Below are 22,262 nucleotides of genomic sequence, written 5' to 3' on the forward strand. Positions count from 1 at the left end.
CCTAATAAACGTTCTGATTCTTGTGGATGCCATACGAATGTAGTCAAGCATACTGGTCATAATTAGCCATAAAAAATTACATTTTATATGACTCTATCACAATTTATTTATTTTTCCCAGATGTCTAATCTATGTCATATTAAATCCGGTTAAACAGTTATAGATTGGTTAAGTCTTTAGGAGTCAGGAGTCAGTCCTCAGCAGTCAGGAGGAGAGAGAATCACAAAGATGAGCGTAGTTATGACGATTCGAGATTTTTTTTATGTCCAATTAAACGGATTTGATATCAAACACTAATATTATGTCCGTTTAATAGCACGGCACGATAGAACTCCCTTATGGGTTCCGCGAACGTTAAAGTTTTTAGGTGGTAGGTGGTAGGTGTAAATTACTGCACTCACTGTCGTACGGCGCAAGCGGTCGATATTCGAGCTTTCCGTAGGGTGGGATGGCGTTAGCGTTAGCGTTTGCGCAGCATGACCATAGGAAAGCAGCTCTGTAAGAGGTAGCGGCTCTCTCAAGAGCGCGTCTCCTCGGCATATCCAATCGACTTAGAAAGCGGTCAGATCCCGCGGGGCACGCCAGACGCAAGGGAATGCGCACCAAGCAGGTAGAAAAATGCTCATCTCCCCATCTCTCCATTTCCCCATTTAATTCAATTGCTCAATTTGATATTGGGCATCTCTATAACCTCCTGTTCGACCTTGCTCTAAATAAAGTTTGGCTGCTTTTTCAAAATCACTAATTGCTCCTTTTCTATCCCCAAGATTAACTCTAACCAATCCTCTACTATAGTAAGCATCAGCATATTCAGGGTTAAGTCGAATTGCTTGAACATAGTCAGCGATCGCTTGCTCATAATTTTCTTGTTCAGAATAAACACTAGCACGATTTGCATAAGCTTCTGCATTATTCGGACTAATAGCTATTGCTTGAGTATAATCTTCTATTGCCTTTTCCAGTTGATTTGCCGAAGCGTAAGCTAATCCTCTATTTGTATAAGCTGACGGACTTTTGGGAGCAATTTCAATTGTTTTTGTACAATCAGATATAGATTTTTCATACTCTTTAATATTGAGGTAAGCAATACATCGATTATTATAAGCAACTTCATTTTCAGGGTTAATTGTAATTGCTTTAGTGCAATCAGATATAGCTTTTTCATAAGTTGCTAAATTCAAATATGTGCTGCAACGATTAGCATAAGCTTCTTCATTTTCAGGGTCTATTTCAATAACTTTATTATAATCATCTAAAGATCCTTGATAATCTCCCATAAAAAAGCGCGCTCTGCCTCTACTATAATAACCATCTATCTTTTGGGGTTCAAGTCTAACCATCTCAGTATAATCTGTGATTGCTCCTTGTAAATCATTATTAGCAGCACGAGCTAATCCTCGACCATGGTAAGCATCTATATTATTGGGTTGCAGTCGAATAGCTTGAGTGTGGTCTTGAATAGCAGCGGGATAGTTTTGAGAGCTGTAGTGAACTAATCCTCTTTTATAAAAAGCTTCCGCATCTTGAGGTTTGAGGCGCAATACTTGAGTGAAATCATTAATTGCTCCGGCATAATCTTGGGTATCATAACGAGCTGTCCCTCTGTTAAAATGGGCATTAACATGGCTAGGGTTCAAATTAATTACCTTGCTATAGTTAGCAATAGCTTTTTGGTAATTTTCTAAGTTATAGTAAGCGTTGCCACGTTTATAGTAATATTCTTCTTCATTGGGATTTAGTTGAATTGCTTTGTCATAAGCGGCAATTGCTGCTTGTTGATTACCATTGTTCGCATTTTCTATCCCTTTCTCAAATATCCTCTCTGCTTTGACCGGGTTTGGGCGATTCAAGAAATACACTAACCCAATCAGCACTGCAATGACCCCCACGCTGGCAAAACCAAACAAAACAAACCATAAAGGATGAGATTTCACTCTCCGTGAGCTTGTTTTAGTTTGATAATTTCGATTGTTTTTAGTTTTGGGTAGTTGTTTTGTCAATTTTTGAGGGCGACTGCTAATTTTCTGTAGCGCTTTCACAACTTCTTCTACAGACTGGTAACGTTTTGTGTAATGGTAATGTACCATTCGATCGACAATATTAGCTAGATTTGAGGAACATTGGGTTCGATTTCGCCAGAGAATACCACTAGGATTTGATGGACGAAGGTCTTGTAGTTTAGGGAGTTCGCTACCGGGAATACCTGTCAGAGCTTGAATACCAATCATGCCCACTGCATACAAATCGCTATTAAATTGAGGAATTCCTTGAAATTGTTCGATGGGCATATAGGAAGGAGTACCTGTCGCTATTGTTCGTTGTACCTCTCCATTTTCTGCTGCAATTTTATGACTAACTTCTTTGACAGAACCAAAATCAATTAAAACTAATTTTTTATTTGTTTGATGTCTAATTAAATTAGATGGGTTAACATCCCGATGAATTACGCCATTTTCATGTACAAATACCAAAATTTCTAAAATTTCTAACAACAGTTTGATTACTTGTTTTTCTTGCCAAGGTTTACCGGGTATAATTTCTTTATTTAATGGTTTTCCAGGGATAAATTCTTCAACTAAATAAAATTGGTTATTTTCTTCAAAATAAGCTAGTAGTAAAGGAATCTGCTCGTGCCTACCTAATTTTTCTAATATTTCTGCTTCTTGTTTAAATAAACGGTGAGCAGTTCTAACTATTGTATAACTATTGCCAGGAGCGCGTAGTTGTTTGACCACACATTGAGGATGCCCAGGGCGACGAGTATCCGCTGCCAGATAGGTTTGTCCAAATGCACCAGCACTCAGGATTTGAACGACGCGGTAACGTCCATCTAGAAGTTGACCAATCATGTTCGTGTTACTCATAAGGTGGTAGGTGGTAGGTTTTAGGTGTTATACCATTTTGAAAAAAGAATGTTACAAATAATAAGGGCAATCAAAAGACAAATGCAAGAGATGTCCCTTTGACTAAAAAGATAACTTACGACTTAATAAATGGTATTAAAGCTATTCGTTATGATTCCTGACTTCCCCTCCTGGGAGGGGCTAGGGGTGGTTTAACTCCTCAGAAATAACCTAGCTATTTGTAGCAAAGATTTATAAAATTGGTATAATACAAATTTTAAAAAATAATTTTATGAATAATCAGGGGAATTAAAAAGATTTTGCATTAGATATCTCTTTGAAACTCTGTCCTTAAAGACGAGGTTTGATGTAAGGGATATTCACCTTAATAAGTAATATTTAAGATATAGGAATAGACAGGTAGGTTAGGACTTATGCGGATGATGATCCGAATCAGGGGAAATGTTTGTCCCACTGTTCCCTGTTCCCTGCTATATTTATTCTGATTTGAGAATCATAACTACTAGAAAAAGTATAACTATTTCTATCAAACATTGATCGAACTAGCATTAGGTGGTAGGTAAATTTTAATATTTTGTCAGTAGACTGAATCAAGGAAAACAAATATTACAGGTTTTGAAGTAGCAAAATTTGGTTGTTGAAGCAGTTGATTATTGGAGTAGTTTTTCGAGCATATTTTGTGAGTTTTGATAATTTTTTGTTCTGCCTTGCTCTAAAAAGAGATTGGCACTTTGGCGAAGGTCTGCTATTGCTGCTTGTATCTCTTGTAGCTCAGAAAGAATAATACCTCGATTATAATAAGCTATGGCATTACTCGGATTTATTTTTATTGCCTGGTCAAAGTCTTCAATAGCTTGATGATAGTTTCCTATATCTAAGAAAATTATACCTCGATCGCTGTAGGCAAAAGAATTGTCAGGATTTATTTTGATTGTTGTGTTCAAGTCTTCTATAGCACCAGACAAATCACCACTAGCAGACCGCACTCTACCTCTGTTTTTGTATGCTTCAGCATTTTTAGGATTCATCTCAATAGTTATGCTACAGTTTTCTGCTGCTTTTTGATATTTTCCTAAATTCAAGTACGCAATACATTGATTATGGTATGCTAGAGAATCTTGAGAGTTTATTTCTATTGCTTGGTGACAATCTTTAATTGCTGCTCGATAATTTGCTAGCTTTAGATAAGCACTACATCTTTTTGTATAGGTATCGGAATAATCTGGTTTTAATTCTAGTACCCGGTCGTAGTCTGTTATTGCACTTTGATAATCTGCGATTTCAAACTGAGCTATACCTCGACTTTCGTAAGCTTGTGCATTGCTGGGGTTAAGTTTTATGGTTTGAGTGTAGTCACTTATTGCACCTGCTTGGTCTCCGATCGCTGCTCTAGCTATTCCTCGATGAAGATAAGCATCGCTATGTTGAGGATTAAGTTTAATTGATTGACTATAATCTTGAATCGCATTTTTGTAATCCCCAATTTTGTCATAAATTCGTCCTCGTTTTTGATAAGCTTGAGTATACTTGGGATAAATTCTTAATGTTTGTGTTAAATCGGTAATCGCTTTTTCATTGTCGCCTAATTCATAATAAGTTAAGGCACGTTGATAATAAGTGTGATAATTTTCTTTGATTGTAATAGCTGCTGTATAGTCTTTAATTGCTTTTTCATAAGCTCTTTGGGAATAATAAGAGTTGCCTCTTTGATAATAGATGGCTGCATTTTGTGGGTTTAATTGCAGTGCTTGAGTATAGTTAGCGATCGCTGCTTGTTGCTCTCCTTGTTTAGCTAATTCTCGACTTTGTTTATAGAGTGCTTGTGCTTTGAATATAAACTGCCAATGCCAGAAATAGGCGATCGCTACTCCTGCTATGGTTATCACTATTAAACCTGCAATAAGTCTAATTTTTGTGTTGTTTCTGAGTTGAGGTGGTGGTGTGGGAGTATCTATTTCTTGAGGCACTGTAATTATTGTTTCTAGTTTTGAGAGAATGTTTTTCTTGGTAAATATTACTATGTTTTTTAATTCTGTAAGCGCTTCTGAAGCTGAGTCATAATGTTGTTTACCTTGAGTGTTTACCATTTTGTCAATGATATTTGATAGACTTAGAGAGCATACTTGTAGATTTTGCCAAGGTATTTCTAGTCCTAGAGTCTTGTTAGTCTGCTTTTGCTTGAGTAAATCTTGAGTAGATAATCCTGTTAGTGCTTGAATAGCAATTATTCCTAGAGCATAAATATCGCTATTTTTATCTAGCTCTTTTTGACTTTCTTCTAATGGTATATAAAGTAAACTATCAGAGTTATTTTTGCTACCATTTTTTGAGATTAATAATTCCTCGTTTTCTTCTAAAATCCTTGTGATTTTTCTTTCTAACCAAAAGTTTATTAAGACTAATTTTCCATCTAATTCTCGCCTGATTAAATTTGCTGGTGTTATTTTTCCATGAGTTTCCCCATGACCATGAATAAAGGCTAAAATTTCTAGTACATCCTTTAATATTTTGATTACTTCTACTTCCGGTAAAAACTTAACTATAGCTAATTCTTGATTTAGAGATAAACCTACTATATAGTCTTCAACTAAGTAGATATTATTGTTTTCTTCAGAATAAGCTAATAAGTTAAGTAAACCATTGTGTTGACTCAAACGATAAATCTTTTCTGCTTTTTCTTGAAATAATGATAATATAACTTCTCGATTTTCTTTCTTAAAATTGCTTAGTCTAATTTCTCTGACTAGGCATTGAGGAGATTTTGGACGGTGGGTATCTGTAGCCAGATATGTTTGTCCTAAGATACTTGAATTTATAGGTTTGATCAAACGATAGCGTTGATCTACAATTTGGTCAATTATCATCTATTTTTACCCTATTACAAATGTGTGTTATGGCAGAAGGAAGAAGAAAGAAGATGTTTAGTTATCTAGGACAGAAGAAAGAAGGAAAAAGGCGTTTAAGTAGGTAGGCGATTAGTTATCTATGACAGAAGGAGAAATCTGGTCTTGTCTGAGTTTTAAGCTTTTTATATGTCCTAACCTTTCCTTCGACTGCTATATATAAAATTTGAAAAAGATAATTACATTAAAGAATTAGTAGTCAGGAGTCAGGTTCTAGGAGGCAAGTTTTAGGTTTTAGGTTTCAGGTTCTAGGTTTCAGGTTTTAGGAGGAATTTTATCAACTACTCCTGCTACAATCACGATCAAAGTTAAGCCTTTTTTCCTATTTTTTCATAGGCTATTTTCTGGCAACATATAGCAATTAGTAGCAATTAGGTTTCAGCTATTAGATTTTTAATTTTTCTCTGCCTGTCTATTCAAGGTTTGTTTGAGTAAGTAAGTAAAGTCAACATGAAAAGCTTTATATAGTTTGACTGTAAAAAGATTTAGTTTGGTAATGCTACTCTCTTAGTAACATCATATCAATTCATTATTTCTGATTATTTATCATAGCTGACGATACTATAGTCATCAAAAATGATCGGATTGTATTGTCAGAATTAAATAATTATATAAACTTCAAAAAAATTTATTTCATCTCAATCAATTGCTCATTTTTTTGAGGCGCTGGCGACGGCATAAATGAATCAATTTTAACCCGACAAAATAACTCAATGTCCCACAAATTAGACCCATTACTAAACAACCTAAAAATAGGGCTGCTACAAACTTACTCCCATATTTCATTAACTCTTGAAATGAAATAATACTTTCAGCCATAAACTCCTCTTGAGAGTTGAGTAATAATTGACCAACTTGAAAGTTAATTGCATAAATTGGCACATAAGTCAAGGGATTACTCACCCAAGTACCAGCAGCCGCAGCAACTTTATGACCTCGGAACAAAGTTGCTAGTACTATACCCACTATGGTTTGAAGACCAAAAATTGGAAATAATCCGGCAAAGACCCCCATTGCTAAACCTCTAGCAATATATTCTGGAGTTCCCCGCATCCGAATGAAGCGCCAGTATAAATATCGCCCGTATCTATTCCACTTTGTTTGTGTATGTCTACGAGATGGATATTTTGTTGTGACTTGCTTAGGTAGTAGTTGCTGGGGAATTTGTGAAATATTTGAGATATTTTTGAACATAAAATATATAAGTAAATTGATTTTTGATGACTATGATTTTTATGGAGTTTATCTTCTTCTTTCTTCAATATTATAGTTAGTCTAAATGATTGGGAAAAATCCTCAAATAGATAATAAAGTCTGAAACTATTATCTCTATTTCTGACGATCTTTTTACAGGATATTGATTTTCTGCATAACTATGCCAAAAACTGGTAATTGATTATCAAATCTGCTCGGGTTCGGTATAAAAAAATGTTCCATCCTCAGCGCCATTGCCAAATCTTTCTCACTCTCTCCCTCATGGGAGGGGTTAAGTGTGGGTCCCCATCTCCCCATCTCCCCATCTCTCCACCCTCTTTACATCAATGCTACCGGATTTGATATGATCAGGGCAAAAATCACAGCAGTTTTGAAGTTGATAAGGTACAAAATTTTAGGACTTTAGGGAGTAGGCAGTAGGGAAAAAAGATTAACCTTAAAACTTTACCTCACGCTGTCTAAAAAGTGCTGTAAGTAATTTACTTGTATCAAAAACAGAAATATGTCAGAATGATCAAAAAGTAGGTTTAGTCTACTATAAAACCACATATTTTTAGAGCAGGGATACATAGACTCCCCAAGGTGAAAATAGGTAATTTCCTACCGAATGCTCTACAAACATGAATCGCAAAAGATAGACGGGGGAGTGTCAATGACTACTGGAAATACTATTGCAGCGATCGCTACCGCTATTATCCCCCAACAAGGAAGTGTGGGCATAGTCAGAATATCTGGTTCTGAGGCAATGAAAATTGCCAAAACCTTATTTCATGCACCAGGGAAGCAGGTTTGGGAGACTCACCGCATTCTCTATGGTTATATTCGCCATCCCCAAACTGGACAGTTAGTAGATGAAGCTTTATTATTAATTATGAAGACTCCTCGTTCTTATACTCGTGAGGATATAGTTGAGTTTCACTGTCATGGTGGAATTATCCCTATACAACAAGTATTACAGTTATGTATTGAGGCGGGGGCACGACTAGCTCAACCAGGGGAGTTTACTTTACGAGCTTTTTTAAATGGACGACTGGATCTGACTCAGGCGGAAAGTATTGCCGATCTTGTGGGGTCTCAATCTCCTGTAGCTGCTCAAGTTGCTTTGGCTGGTTTACAAGGTAAGTTAGCTAGTCCAATTCGTCAGTTAAGGGCTAACTGTATTGATATATTAGCAGAGATAGAGGCTCGTATTGATTTTGAGGAAGATTTACCACCTTTGGATGAGTCTACAATTGCTCAAGAAGTTAATAATATTTTGGTAAATTTATCACAAATACTGGCAACTGCAAGTAGGGGTGAGTTATTACGAAGTGGTTTGAAGGTGGCTATTATCGGACGTCCGAATGTGGGTAAGTCGAGTCTATTAAATGCCTGGAGTCGTAGCGATCGCGCTATTGTGACTAATCTTCCTGGCACTACGAGGGATGTGGTAGAGTCTCAGTTAGTAGTAGGTGGTATCCCGGTGCAGGTTTTGGATACGGCGGGTATTCGAGAAACTGAAGACCAGGTGGAAAAAATGGGGGTAGAGCGGTCGCGTCGAGCTGCTGAGTCTGCTGACCTTGTTTTATTGACTATTGACGCTAGTGCTGGTTGGATGGAGTTAGATGAAGTTATTTATCAACAGGTAAAACATCGTTCTTTAATTTTGATAATTAATAAGGTTGACCTGGTTCAGCCGGAATTTATTAAGTCGATTTTTTATCCAGAAACTATTAAGAATGTTGTGACTACAGCAGTGATTAATAATCAAGGAATTGAGCAACTCGAAGCAGCAATTATTAATTCTGTAAATTTGGGTGATTTGCAGGCAGAAAATCTAGATTTGGCTATTAATCAAAGGCAAGCAGCAGCTTTAACTAGGGCAAAAGTGGCTTTGGAACAATGTTTAAATACAATTAAAAATAATTTACCTCTAGATTTTTGGACTATAGATTTAAGGGGAGCAATTTATGCTTTAGGAGAGGTTACAGGAGAGGATGTAACAGAGTCTGTTTTAAATAAAATTTTTAGTCGCTTTTGTATCGGGAAATAATTTTTCAGAGTTTTACTATCTACTCTATTTTTTTTATTTTGTCTGTCATCTCAATATTTGGATATTTAGGTCATCATTATCTATTAGACATCGGGTGCATCTTCCTAGTGCAGGATGGCAGAAATAACTAATCAGTTACAAAACTCCTAAAAGCCTTACAAATCAATACTTTTAACTGTTTTGAGTGCGTCTTACATTCTGAGGAAACCTCAAAATTACGCACTTGATGCCCGACTTTTGACTTCCGGGTAGCGGCGCTAGCTCCTGACTTATGACTCCTGATTATTGACTTATGACTATTATTGGAAGATAGAAAAAATTATGAGAAAATTTGTGAATATTTGTGATAATTTATGATAAACTTTTACATAACATAACAATATCAACATAATACAAAAGGTAAAAACAGATGAGTGGATTTATCGGAGCATTTTTTGGACTATTTGGCAGTAATAAGGACGATAACCAACCAAAGGAAGCTTTTTTTCTAGATGCAGATAGTGCAAGTAGTCTTGGTGATGTAAACTTTATGCGGAAATCTATTGCAGTTAAGAGGAGCTATCCCAAAGCAGCAGGTAAGATTAATTTAATAGAAGGAGAGACAGAAAAGAGTGCTTCTTCTATGCAAGTGAAAGAAACTATAGGAGAAACTAAAACTGCTTCCTATGCTTCTAGCGCATCTATTTCTTCTAGTTCAACTACCCCTACTACCCCTACTACTGTAAAGCCTCGTAGCATTAGTAATTCTAACTCTGAAATAGATTTTACAAGCATGGCTCGTAACATTAAGAAGAAGAGATAATTTCTTTGTTTTACTAGGTTATATAGTTTATAGATTCTCAATTTAAAATATAGCAGTCTAATTTAGGTTTTGAAACTCGATCGTTGAGGTAATTTATTGCACAATGGTATAGTTTCAAGACTTGATAATAATTGCTATATTTTTTGTTTCTGACTAATATAGCGCTGTGCGCAGGCAACAGGCAACAGGCAACAGGCAACAGGGGGAATAAAAGGCTGATAATATAAGACTTTTAGCTATTGGACATCTCCTGTAATTTGTAAATATGCCAGCGCACATTGCTATAATTTCTTCCCATTCTCAGAGTAGAGAATAGGGAGTAAGGAGTAGGGAGTAGGTAAATAATGAACATTATACCTTATCTGACCCATTTTTGCTACATTTTCTTGAGAGTAGAGAATAGGGAGTAGGTCATTTCAGTTATCAATTATCAGTTAGCCTCCTATGGTCGGAGCTTCGCTAACAGTTATCAGTACCTCTAGCTGTTTGCGCAGCATTCCGTAGGAAAGCTAGAGGATTTACATAAGGAACAGTCTCTTTTCTCTTGGTCGATTGGATATGGCGAGGAGACCCGAAGAGTGACAGAGCAGCTTCGGTTTACATGTTGCGGAGCAAAACCCCATCCCACCATACGGGAAGCTACGCTAACGACCGCTTTTTATCTCTTTAAAAAGGGAGGCGCATACCCACAATTTTTCGGTAAATAACGAACAGTATACCTTGATTTCATACAAATAATTGCTCAAAACATTAATTAACTATTATTATTACTTAATAACTAAAGTTTTTAAGAAGTATAGAATTATTTTGAGTAATTGGTATTAGTTGTTAAAGGCAAAGATAGAAAAGCTAGAACATTGATGCTGAAGTCAAATAAAATATCTTGAAATTGATATTAATTAACATTGGAAGCTGATGCTTTTTCGGGAAAATTGTCCGCACCTAGGAATACTTTATTTTGAGCAAAACTAATTTTTAAAAGTTTTATTCTACATTAATCAGGAAACCTTACTAAGCGCGGATTATATAGTATCTACATTTGTATTTGCCTAATTTTAAATATTGATGAAATAGTTGGTTTTACTGTCACGCCTTTTTGCTGTGGAATAGTGCATTACGTAAAATGCTTCGCACCCTACGCGGTCTAATATTTATTTTACTCGCCCAAACCTAACTGTCCCCAATAACCAGTAAATATCCGACTGCCATCTTTAAGCACATGAATTTCTAGGCGATCGCTTGCCCAATTTAATTGATTTTTCAATTCTGGATTAAATACTCTAACTCGTTGATTACTAGAAGAAACTAGAGAATTAGGAGAGTGAATAGCTAAGGTTTCTATAAATGGTCCGTCAATTAAAATATCTAACTGAGATAATAATTCTTGAGCAGCTACTGGAGCATTTTTTGATTGTAATTCTTGTAAAGTAAATCCACTAAAAGACATTACATTTAAACCACCAGCTTTTAAGATTTTTGCTAATTCTGTCAGTGCTGATGCTTGTAAAAATGGCTCCCCTCCAGAAAAGGTAACTCCTGTGTTCCGAGGATTATTTAATATTTTATTTGCTAGTTCTTCAACGCTGATTAATTGGTTAATATCAAAAGACCAAGAATCAGGATTAAAACATCCAGCACATCCACGTTTACAACCTTGTACCCATACTACAGCACGACAACCAGGTCCGTTTACTTCAGATTCATCAATATAGCCCATAATATTGAGATATTCTGATGAAATTTCTACTGGTGTTATTGTTGATGATTTGGCTATTAAGTTACTCATATTTCTATTTACTTGTTTTGTAAGCATTCAGCGGTCAGCTATCAGCTATCAGCTTTATTACTTTTAGTGGACAATTTAAGCTCGTTGCTCTTGTGCTTCAATTCTTTGTTTAAAAATGTAGTAGAAGTTAAGCAAGTGCTTGCTTCATTCATTAAAAAGCTGTTTGCACAGCATTCCGCAGGAAATGCTTACCTTGTTTTTTTATCATCAAACAACCAGGATGTTATTTCTGTTTATAACGAACAGGAATGTTAGTATTTTTGTAAATTTCTTCTGCCAAATTTTGTAACTTTTCTAGGCTAATACACTTTAATTTTTGTACTGCATAAGGACGATCTTCTGTATGATTTCCTCTGCCATCTAATTGACGTTTTATGGGTTTAGGTCGAGTGGGGGTGTTAAGTTGAATTTCATCTGGTTTGAGATATTTTACCAAGTTGATATATTCGACTTTGCTTTGAGTATTCCATAGAGATAAAATCATTGTTTGGATTGCTAATTTACCTTGATATTTATCTCGAAAATATTTGATATTTTGCCAGATATCTGACAGATTTAATATTTTTGCGGGTCGATTAATTCCTTGTAGTTGTTTGGAAGTTACTGCGTCTATTTTGATTGATACTCGATCTGCTAAAGCTAAGGCTAATTTAACTTCTGGATTAGTTAAAGTTGTGCCATTTGTTAATACTAATATGGGTTTGTTTGTTAATTTTTTCGTTTCTTGTAGAATCTCTTTTAAATTCAGAGCTAATGTCGGTTCTCCACTGCCACTCAGAGTAATAATATCCACATCCCACGGCACAAATTTTTGCAGATTTAATAATATTTCTGTGGTAGAGACATAGACTGAGCGATCGCTTATTTTTTGTTCTATTTCTCCTAATTGACAGTAAACACAATTGAAGGAACAGGTAGAAATTTTGCCTATGGGATCTATTCCTAGAGACTGACCATATCGCCAAGATTTTACTGGTCCATAGACTGGTATAAATTCATCAGTTAATTTTGTCATCATTTGATTTAATTTTTATTTCTCACATTAGACTTCTTGCACAAGTCAGGGAATAGGGAATAGGGAATAGGGAATTATTGATTTCATATCTTGAATTAATTTAATTAAAACTTTTGCAAGAAGTCTATTTATTATCTATAGTGTGTTTATTTGAGATGTAAATATAGATTAAGTTTTTTTCTAATAAAAAAAGTGCGCCGCTCTATTACCTTATATTCTTGTTTTTGCTGCTATTTAATGCTGTTTTCCCTCCTTTACTATTCCCTCCATACCTTTTTCATAGCACTTGGTCTCCATACCCCATATCAAAACGCTATATCAATAATTTTTTTCAAATTCACAAGTCTATATTTCAGTTTTTTATCTCTAATTTTATACATCAGTACTGGATTTCAATTAATCAGGAGATAGTATATTTTTTCTATTCTAACGAATCATAAAATCTGCATAAGTAGGTAGGTCTAATTAAACGTAAAAAAATTGTAGTGGCGGGTTTAACCGAAAGCTTTGACTTAAGCGCGATCTAGTTCTAAAAACCCCCTCCTTAATATTGCCTTTATTTATGCTCACCTACTTATAATGTCTTTATTAAGAGGATAGATATAAGTAGATGTTTTTTAAAGTATTGCGGTATACAAATATTCTGTTTTTTTACATAAATTAATAAACTGACAACATATAGGGGAAAGAATTAGTAACTTCTGTGTGATAATTGATTTTATTTTTTATAATTGAACAAGATTATGGGAGCAAGATGCTCCCACTATTTGTCTGGTAACAAAAATAATTACAATCCACCACCACTGCCATTATTATTCGTAACATTTTTTTTTAATTGGTCTATCGCAAGGAACGAGTTGGTGTTTAACTTATGTTGATGATGAACCTGAGACAGAGAAAAAGCTTTTCCCACTGTTCCTGTTCTCTGTTCTTTGTTCCCTGTTCCCTGCCATAATATGAATTTTGAACTTATATCATGTCCGGATAATTAGTGATAAAAAAAAATTCTATTTTTCCTCCTCTTTATTCTTTCTTCTTCTTTCTTGCTTTTTTATTCTTGCTTCTTTCTTCTCTCCTGACTCCTGACTTCCCCTCCACCGGAGGGGTTAGGGGTGGGTTGACTCCTGACTCTTCTATCATTTATTTATAAGTATTCAAACGGACATGATATTACTTTCGCATCGATAAACCAATTCGTTTCAACTTTTCATTTATTTCCAAAACTCTTACTTTTACCACTTGCCCAACTTTCACAACTTGCTTTGGATCTTTAACAAAATAATCTGCCAACTGAGAGATATGTACTAACCCATCTTGATGTACTCCCACATCAACAAAAGCACCAAAATTAGCGACATTTGTTACTATTCCTTCCAACTCCATTCCTACTTCTAAATCTTTAATTTCTTTAATGCCTTCTCGAAAAGTTGCATACTTAAATTCTGCTCTAGGGTCGCGTCCTGGTTTTTCTAATTCACTGATAATATCTTTGAGTGTTGGTTCGCCAATTTTATCAGTTACATACTTTTTTAAATCCAGAGATTTTACTCTATTTGAGATTTGATTAATCTGATTTATAGATACAACTAAATCTTGAGCTATATTTTCTACAACTGAATAACTTTCTGGATGTACTGCTGTATTATCTAAAGGATTTTCACCGCTCCGAATTCTTAAGAAACCAGCACAAAGTTCAAAAGTTTTCCCTCCCAATTTTGATACTTTCAAAATTTCTTGACGATTCTTAAAAGCTCCATTTTCATTTCGATATTTAACTAGATTTTTAGCGACTGTCGAACTCATACCAGAAACAAAAATTAGTAGTTCTTTTGAGGCAGTATTCAAATCTACTCCCACATAATTTACACAACTTTCCACTGTCTCATCTAACTTTTTTTTCAATAATTTTTGGTCTACATCATGTTGATATTGACCGACTCCTATAGACTTCGGGTCGATTTTTACCAGTTCTGCTAAAGGGTCTTGTAAACGTCTGCCAATACTAATAGCTCCCCGCACTGTAATATCTAAGTCGGGAAATTCTTCTATTGCTACTTTAGAAGCAGAATAAATTGAAGCACCAGATTCATTTACTATGACTTTTATTGGTTTTTTATCTAAAGTAGAAATTACTTCAGTCATAAATTCATCTGTTTCTCTCCCTGCCGTACCATTACCAATAGCAATAAGTTCAATTTTGTACTTTTGAATTAATTGCTTCATAGTTGTAGAAGCTTGTTGTTTTTCTGCCACAGATTTATGGGGAAATATTGCTTGATATTTTAAGAATTTCCCCGTTTCATCTAACACAACAACTTTGCAACCTGTTCTAAATCCTGGGTCAATTCCTAAAGTAGGTTTCATCCCTGCTGGTGGAGATAATAATAACTCTTTGAGATTAGTTTCAAAAGTTTTAATTGACTCAATATCTGCCTCAGCTTTCTTTTGCCCTCGAACTTCATTGATTAAAGAATTTTTCATCAAGCGATTCAAAGCATCTTTGAGCATTTCCTGATAAAAACTTCTGACTTCTTTAATTCTAGTTTTAATTTCTGAATCTGCTAAGTAAGACAGTACAAAATCTCGGTCAAAATCAAGCTCTAAATTTAATATTCTTTCACTCTCTCCTCGTAACAAAGCCAACATATTATGAGGAGCAATATCTTTAACATTTACCCGAAAATTCCGGTACATTTCAAACTTAGTCGTACCTTCAGGATAATCATCTTTAATTTCGGAACTAAAACAACCAGATTTGAGAAAATATTCTCTGATATAAGAGCGTAATTCAGCTTTTTCTGCCACTGATTCCGCCAAAATATCAGATGCTCCTTGAATTGCCTCTTCTATATTTTTTACTCCTTTTTTTTCAGCAATATACTTAACAGCTTCTTGCTCAATAGATGTAGATTTTGCTTGAGGGTTATTCAGAGACTTAATAAATTCTGCCAAAGATTCTAAACCTTTTTCCTTAGCAATAGTCGCCCTAGTCCGTCGTTTTGGTTTATAGGGAAGATATAGGTCTTCAAGTTCTGTTTTTTGCAGACATAAATCAATTTTTTCCTGTAATTCATCGGTAAGTTTGCCAGCATCATTAATTGCTTTTAAAATTACCTTTTTTCTTTCTTCAAGTTCCTGAAGATAAGTAAATCTATCCCAAATATTTCGCAGTTGAGTTTCATCCAAAGAATTTGTATATTCTTTCCGATAGCGAGCCACAAAAGGAATAGTTGCTCCTGTATTTAACAGATCCAAAGCATTTTTAATACTTTTAGAATTGATATTTAATTCTTGAGCCAAAGTTTTATTTATGTCCAGCATAAATCATCTATATAAATATATTTTTTTTGATTTTACCGAATAATTAAGGTAAAAATACTCTCCTAATGAGGAGAAACAAGAAAAAATTTTCCTTTTATTCTATCCTATCCGTTTTTAGGGAGAGGTAATTATCAATTATCAATTATCAATTATCAATTATCAATTATTTTTATAGCAATATGATTTAACTTGTGAAATATTGGAGAATTTTAGGGAACAGGGAACAGGAAAAAGGGAACAGGGAACAGGGAACAGGGAACAGGGAACAGGGAACAGAAAAAAAGAAAAAAATGAATATATATGAACATGATAACTACTGTATTCTCTACTTTGAAGGAACATTCAAATTCTTACATCTGAATTCCTGTCGGAAAATGTTAAAATTAAGTAAGCATTCAGGCAAAACTATCAGCTATCAGCCATAAGCTAATATCAATTCATAATAAAAATTATATAGCTGTTGAAGTGAGAATATTTTTCGTTCTTTCCCCTTGTTCCCTACTCCCTAATTCCTAAATTTTTTCTTGTGGGTATTCCAACAGACAGAATATAATTGTCTTTGTCAGGGGGATTATACCAATACCCAAAAGTAATGCTATACTTGGCTGAAACTTCAGTTATCAAGTAATCAATACATTTTGCTAACTTATTTCCTAATTATTAGCCAGTTAATACTAATTATTTTGATGTTTGTCTCTCCCTGTAGGGACGTTGCATGCAACGTCCCTACCCACTCCCTTATTCCCCTACTTAAAAAGTGTAGAAAAGCTTTTGAGAAATGGTATTATTATTAACAGGTTAAGCAAAAATCAAAAGCTGACCGCTGACCGCTAATAGCTAAATGCTTACAAAATTAATCATAATTCATAATAAGCTTTTTTAAATAGGTAAAAATGGCTAAAATAAAATTGCGACGTACTGAAAATATTAATGGCGATATATACGTTGATAGTACCTGTATAGACTGTGATACTTGTCGCTGGATGTCACCTACAGTTTTTCATCGAAGTGGAGACAAGTCAGCAGTTTATCATCAACCCAAAAACGATAAAGAAAGACAGGAAGCAATGCAAGCTTTACTATCTTGTCCAACAAATTCTATCGGTACTATTGAAGCACCAAAAGAGATTAAAAAAATTCAGCAAACCTTGCCAATTTTAGTAACAGATAATGTTTATCATTGTGGATATCATTCAGAAAAATCTTTTGGTGCAGCGAGTTATTTTATTGTCAGACCAGAGGGAAACATTTTAGTTGACTCACCTCAATTTTTACCTCCATTAGTGAAGCGTTTAGCAGAAATGGGAGGAATTAAATATATGTATTTAACCCACCAAGATGACGTAGCAGACCATCAAAAATTTAGAGAACATTTTAACTGCGATCGCATCCTTCATGTAGATGATATTTCTTCAGATACTAATGATGTAGAAATAAAATTAACTGGTACAGAACCATTTTCCCTAAGTCCCGATCTATTAATTATTCCTGTACCTGGTCACACTAAAGGTCATACAGTTTTGCTATATGGAAAATTTTTATTTACTGGCGACCATTTAGCTTGGTCTAGTCCTTTAAATCAACTTTATGCTTTTCGTCGCTACTGTTGGTATTCTTGGTCAGAACAAATTAAATCTATGGGTAAACTTATACCTTATAGTTTTGAGTGGGTATTACCTGGTCACGGTCATCGATATCATGCTGATACAGAAACCATAGAACAGCAGTTACAAAAGTGTATTAATTGGATGGAAAAATTATGAGTTTTTTTAATAGTTATTACCATTGATATAAAGTAGCTAGAATTTATGTTAATTATCAAAAAAAGGAATTAAAAAATTGATAAAATTGTAGGTTGGGTTAAGCTGTAGCGAACCCAAAAATACTCATATAAATTGAGATTAAACAAATTACTGTTGGGTTTATTCTATGGATGAGCTGCCCTAATAGAGTTCCTCAACCCAATCTACAAAGCACTATTTTTTTATGATAAATGTTTGGCCAAAAATCATATTAATTATCTGTATATCTGATTAATAAAACTAACGTTCCTGCAACCAACTTTCTAAATCCTCCAAACTATTAAAATCCAAAATATCCTCAGTTAAACTTTCCAAATCTGACAAAAGTAAATCTTTAACCCGATCATTTATTGTCGCTGGAATTTCTCCAAAACGCTTTTTTAGTAAACGCATAACTATAGCGATCGCTTGATTCAGCTTTCCTTGTTCTTCCGCATAAATTATCCGTCCTCTTTCATCTTGCATTGCAATTGCTCGACGCTCAAGTATATCTAATTCTTCTACCGTCATATTAATTCTATTCGCAATATTTAAAGCCTTTTCTATTTCAGAAACTTCTCCTAAATTTTCAGGGATACTATCCAATCTGGTAGCCTCTTTCAGAAAATAAATCCATTTATCAGTCAAACTGTTTAACTCAGATAAACCTTTCTTAAATTTCGGCAACTCTAAGAAAATTAATCGCAATTGTTTGTCGAGACATTCAAAATTTTTAGTCTCCTCCTTAAAGACAAATTTATTGATAAAATTATCCTTTTTTTCAAACAGAATAAAATCTGTAATTGTCACGGCTATGGCTGGATTTAGTAGCAGATAATCCTCCCCTGTTTCTAACTGATTGGCATAAGCTTTAGCCAGATTGTAAGCTACTCGTTTATTGAAACCAGCCATTCTAGCGACTTGCATTTCAATAACTACAATTGAGCCGTCTACTAAAACTGCTTTGATGTCTAAATAGGTATCTTTATATTGCCATAATTGGATTAACAGGAGTTGGGAAAAGTTCTTTGATCAATAAGATTTTTGGCTTTGACATAGCTAAAGCTGGTGCTGGTAGAGCAGTAACTACTGAATATACTAAGTACTCTCCTCATGACTATGATCGTGATATAGATTTACCTATAAATTTGTACGATTCACCAGGTTATGAAGCAGGGAAAGAAGAAGATTTTGTCAAAAAAACAATTGATTTTTTGAAGGATAAAAGCCGCCAAGGCGAAAAAGAACAAGTTCATCTTATTTGGTATTTAATAAGTGCTTCATCAGCAAGATTAACACAAGCTGATATAGACATTATTGAAGCAATTAACAACAATTATATTCCAGCAATTATTGTTCTTTCCAAATGTGATATTGCTCAACCAAGTCAGAAAGAGCAACTCAAAAAAGTAATTGAAGAAGAACTCCAAAAGCTAATTAAAGAAAATCTTTGTAAGAAGATTTACAAAATTGCTGAAGTTGCTGCCCAACCCTTAATTTCACCTAATGGAATGCAAATTTGCGAACCTTTTGGTATAAAAGAGTTAGTTAATTTAACAACAGAAGTGTTATCAAATTCAGAACGTTCAGATGCTTTTATTTTCGCTCAAGTAGTAGATATTGAATCTAAGAGAGAACTGGCATGGAAATACATTAGTGAGGCTTCATATACCAGCTTTGGTGTAGGAGCAGTTCCTCTCCCCCTAACTGCTCCTATTGGAATAATTGGAGCATTAAGCTATATGTATAGTCGAATTATGCTTTTATATGGTCAGAATAGCAGTATATTACGAGCAATATCAGAAATAACTTTAGGAGGTATGTATTCATTCCTTTCTGATGCAGTATTAGACCTAATTCCAGGAACTTCAATTCTCACAGGCGCTTCTGCTTTTTCATTTACCCTAGCCTCTGGAATGTCATTAGCAAAAGCTTGTGAGGAACTAGCTATTGAAAAACTGCCTGGTTTAGAACCTGAAGTTAAGGAAGAACTAAAGAGAAGGTTCCGAGAAAAATTCTGGAATTACTTAAAGAATGTAAAAATTGATCCGAGAAAAACAATAAAAATTATTATAGACGAAGTGGGAAGAGATTTTCTTAATAAAAAATAATTTTCTTAAAGACTATGAGTAATGAAAAGCTTTCAAATAATCCAAAGAAAAGAAGATTCTCAATTCCTCTAGGAGTATTAATGATTCTGCCCTCAATTTTAGTATCAATAATCCTTTTAGTTACTGATTATATACAATTAAGATTTACAGGGGAGAATTTTTGGGAATTAGTGTCTTTTTGGGAATCAGATAAAAAACTGTGTAATCAAGAACTAACTGGCGATCTAAATCAAGCAGAGCTTATCTATGAATCTTGTCTAAAAGTTATTGATTCAACTGATAATATTTCTACATTAAATTTAGAGTATAAAAATGCTGGACGAGCCTCTTTAGTGTTGTGGGATAAATCTAGTCAAGAAGCTAAATATAAAAATATGAATCAAGTAATTAAAAAGATAAAGCGTTACTTTTCAGTAGCTGAAGAGCTTAATAGAAAAGACCCACAATCTAAATTTTACTCTGCAATCATGGAAGATTTTGAGGATTTTGTACAAACTCCAGAAACCCTAGATTGTTTACCTGCTAGTGAGCGCTATGAAGAAGCAATTAAACTCTATAGAGAAGGAGATAATATTGAATCTGTAGGGAAAGATTTTTTTGCAGTCCTGGAATTAGGTCATTTTTTAGTTAGTCGAGATGCAAGTCAAACATCGAACTTAGGCAATAAATATTGGGATAATCTAAATGGGTATCAAAAAGCAGTAGAATTATATAATAAACTTCAGGTTTCTGACAAAGAGGCTAATTATATAGTTCTCTTGGATAAAGGTAAAGCCTATTTCTTAAATCAGAATTATCCAGCGGCACGAAATTCATGGGAAGAAGCCTTAGAAATAGAACCACGGGATTACCAAATTCAATACTATATAGGTAACTCCTTGGCGTTGGAAGGAAAATATGATGAAGCTATTAAGAGATATGACCAATTGACAGAAGATCCCAATACAAGAGAAGTTTATGAAGCCTTGAGAAATTCAGGTTTTGCTTACTATATTCTCAACGACTATGAAACAGCTAAAAATCGGTTTGAAAGAGCTCTTAAGATACTAGGTAAGCAGGGTACAGTAAGTCAATCAGATATAGAACTTATGGAAAAATATTTAACGAAAATTGAAGATGGGCAATGTGACCAAGGTAATTTTTTTGATACAATTTGTTATCAAGAAGATAAAGATCGAAAACTTGTTAGAAATGATATAGCAAGAAAAAATATTTTTACCAGTGTCTATACAGATCATAGCAAAGATAAACCTACAGATCCATTCCTTGAAGTTGAACATGATAGTTTTTATAAGTGCTAAATTAAGCCAGAATTATGATTTTGTCTTTGAGAATTATGGCAATCGAAAAGAGGTTGTTTTGTAAGTTTTTTTTTGATGAAATCAGAACTTATAGCTCAATTTGAAACTTATATGTCTATAAAGTTAAATTCTCAATTGGAAGAACGTTTAGGCATATCCCTAAAGGATATTGCTCAATTCTGTCAACGGTGGAATATTACTGATCTAGCTCTATTTTGCTCAGTATTAAACAACAAAATTCATGCTGATAGCGACATTGATATCTTGATTCGTTTTGCACCTAATGCTCGTTAGGGATTATTAACTATCGCCAAAATTAAACATGAATTAGAAACTCGTATAAGTCGAGAGGGAGAATGCCATTCGCCCATAACCATATTTACACTTGGTTATTCAGTCAGTTTCAGTCGTAGAATTTGCTAGGATAGGGCGATCGCCAGTTTTGGCTATAATAAAAAATACACCTTTTCAACTTTTCCCACAAAACCCATGAACAAAACCCAAGCAAAACCACCCATAGACACTTGGATAACAGCAACTTGGCAAGAATACATCCAAATTATTGAAGACCCCTTCTACGAAAAAGCCAAAGTTTACTACTACAACGGAAGACTCAGAATCGAAATGTCAGCAGCAAGTAACGCTCATGGTAGAGACCACGTATCTATTGTTACAGCAGTAAATCTTTTTGCGATCGCGAAAAACATCACCTTCAATGGCCTCAATAATGGCGCTTATGACAAAACCGAATATCTCGCCGCTCAACCCGATGCTTCCTATTACATTGGTGAAAATGCTGATGTCATTCCTTGGGAAACTTTTATTATCGATCTTGGTATCTATCCGCCACCAACCCTAGTTATAGAAGTTGTCGATGCTTCCTTGACAGATGATAAAGGGGAAAAACGTTTATTGTATGAAGCGGCTTTGTTGCACAAAAGATGATGTTTAGGGTAAAAATAAAGAAGTCAAGATGGTACACGAAACTACACTCAGCAGATATGAGTAAGAGTAAGTCTAAATCCAACTCCAAGTCCTTGTATCGACTCAAAAACTGGTCTGAGTATGATGCCTCCTTAAAGCAGCGAGGGAGTCTCACTTTTTGGCTGACTCCAGAGGCCATGGAGCAGT

At 34.6% G+C, this 22,262-nt stretch carries 15 protein-coding genes; 7 read left to right on the forward strand and 8 right to left on the reverse strand.

Going from position 1 to position 22,262, the window contains the following annotated elements; genetic code table 11:
- Positions 1 to 650 precede the first annotated feature (650 nt).
- The 4 genes from F6K27_RS25605 to F6K27_RS25620 form a co-directional block, all read right to left on the reverse strand.
- Positions 651 to 2,864, reverse strand: coding sequence for a serine/threonine-protein kinase (locus F6K27_RS25605; RefSeq protein ID WP_287279006.1), 2,214 nt, complete (start codon positions 2,862 to 2,864; stop codon positions 651 to 653).
- Between the two features lie 650 nt (positions 2,865 to 3,514).
- Positions 3,515 to 5,728, reverse strand: a complete 2,214-nt coding sequence (locus F6K27_RS25610; protein WP_287279007.1) for a protein kinase family protein — start codon at positions 5,726 to 5,728, stop codon at positions 3,515 to 3,517.
- Between the two features lie 681 nt (positions 5,729 to 6,409).
- Positions 6,410 to 6,961, reverse strand: coding sequence for a DUF2062 domain-containing protein (locus F6K27_RS25615; protein ID WP_287279008.1), 552 nt, complete (start codon positions 6,959 to 6,961; stop codon positions 6,410 to 6,412).
- A gap of 153 nt (positions 6,962 to 7,114) precedes the next feature.
- Entirely contained in the window at positions 7,115 to 7,279 is a 165-nt protein-coding gene (locus tag F6K27_RS25620; protein WP_161564749.1) for a hypothetical protein, read from the reverse strand.
- Positions 7,280 to 7,634: 355 nt separating this feature from the next.
- Here F6K27_RS25620 and mnmE point away from each other — a divergent pair, with 355 nt between their 5' ends.
- Together mnmE and F6K27_RS25630 are read left to right on the forward strand one after the other, a co-directional pair.
- Positions 7,635 to 9,014 carry a tRNA uridine-5-carboxymethylaminomethyl(34) synthesis GTPase MnmE gene (gene mnmE, locus F6K27_RS25625; RefSeq protein WP_287279009.1) on the forward strand — a complete coding sequence of 460 codons (1,380 nt, stop codon included), beginning with the start codon at positions 7,635 to 7,637 and terminating at the stop codon, positions 9,012 to 9,014.
- Positions 9,015 to 9,423: 409 nt separating this feature from the next.
- Entirely contained in the window at positions 9,424 to 9,816 is a 393-nt protein-coding gene (locus F6K27_RS25630) for a hypothetical protein (protein WP_287241037.1), read from the forward strand.
- Positions 9,817 to 10,972: 1,156 nt separating this feature from the next.
- Here F6K27_RS25630 and F6K27_RS25635 read toward each other — a convergent pair.
- The 3 genes from F6K27_RS25635 to F6K27_RS25645 all read right to left on the reverse strand — a co-directional run bounded on the left by F6K27_RS25635 (position 10,973) and on the right by F6K27_RS25645 (position 15,938).
- Positions 10,973 to 11,602, reverse strand: a complete 630-nt coding sequence (locus tag F6K27_RS25635) for a 4Fe-4S single cluster domain-containing protein (RefSeq protein WP_287279010.1) — start codon at positions 11,600 to 11,602, stop codon at positions 10,973 to 10,975.
- A 223-nt stretch (positions 11,603 to 11,825) separates the two neighbouring features.
- Positions 11,826 to 12,620: a radical SAM protein gene (locus tag F6K27_RS25640; protein WP_287279011.1), complete on the reverse strand. Its 795-nt coding sequence runs from the start codon at positions 12,618 to 12,620 to the stop codon at positions 11,826 to 11,828.
- A gap of 1,167 nt (positions 12,621 to 13,787) precedes the next feature.
- A complete protein-coding gene (locus F6K27_RS25645; protein ID WP_287279012.1) occupies positions 13,788 to 15,938 on the reverse strand; it encodes a Tex family protein in 2,151 nt (716 codons plus the stop codon).
- 893 nt (positions 15,939 to 16,831) lie between these two features.
- On the opposite strand from F6K27_RS25645, the gene F6K27_RS25650 reads away from it, so the two are divergent.
- Positions 16,832 to 17,701, forward strand: coding sequence for an MBL fold metallo-hydrolase (locus tag F6K27_RS25650; RefSeq protein ID WP_287279013.1), 870 nt, complete (start codon positions 16,832 to 16,834; stop codon positions 17,699 to 17,701).
- A 279-nt stretch (positions 17,702 to 17,980) separates the two neighbouring features.
- Here the strand turns inward: F6K27_RS25650 and F6K27_RS25655 are convergent, their stop codons facing one another.
- Positions 17,981 to 18,730, reverse strand: coding sequence for an Rpn family recombination-promoting nuclease/putative transposase (locus tag F6K27_RS25655; RefSeq protein ID WP_353736071.1), 750 nt, complete (start codon positions 18,728 to 18,730; stop codon positions 17,981 to 17,983).
- 17 nt (positions 18,731 to 18,747) lie between these two features.
- Between F6K27_RS25655 and F6K27_RS25660 the strand changes: the two genes are divergently transcribed.
- From F6K27_RS25660 to F6K27_RS25675, 4 genes are all read left to right on the forward strand, one after another.
- Positions 18,748 to 19,830, forward strand: a complete 1,083-nt coding sequence (locus tag F6K27_RS25660) for a hypothetical protein (RefSeq protein WP_375339711.1) — start codon at positions 18,748 to 18,750, stop codon at positions 19,828 to 19,830.
- A gap of 14 nt (positions 19,831 to 19,844) precedes the next feature.
- Complete coding sequence (locus F6K27_RS25665) at positions 19,845 to 21,131, forward strand: tetratricopeptide repeat protein (RefSeq protein WP_287279014.1); 1,287 nt, start codon at positions 19,845 to 19,847, stop codon at positions 21,129 to 21,131.
- Between the two features lie 75 nt (positions 21,132 to 21,206).
- Positions 21,207 to 21,425 carry a nucleotidyltransferase domain-containing protein gene (locus F6K27_RS25670; protein ID WP_287279015.1) on the forward strand — a complete coding sequence of 73 codons (219 nt, stop codon included), beginning with the start codon at positions 21,207 to 21,209 and terminating at the stop codon, positions 21,423 to 21,425.
- Between the two features lie 195 nt (positions 21,426 to 21,620).
- Positions 21,621 to 22,076 (forward strand): Uma2 family endonuclease, encoded by a 456-nt coding sequence (locus F6K27_RS25675; protein ID WP_287279016.1) that lies wholly within the window; start codon positions 21,621 to 21,623, stop codon positions 22,074 to 22,076.
- The last annotated feature ends 186 nt before the right edge of the window (positions 22,077 to 22,262 follow it).

It is taken from the genome of Okeania sp. SIO2F5, from assembly GCF_010692685.1.
In the GTDB taxonomy this organism is placed as follows: Bacteria; Cyanobacteriota; Cyanobacteriia; order Cyanobacteriales; family Microcoleaceae; genus Okeania; species Okeania hirsuta.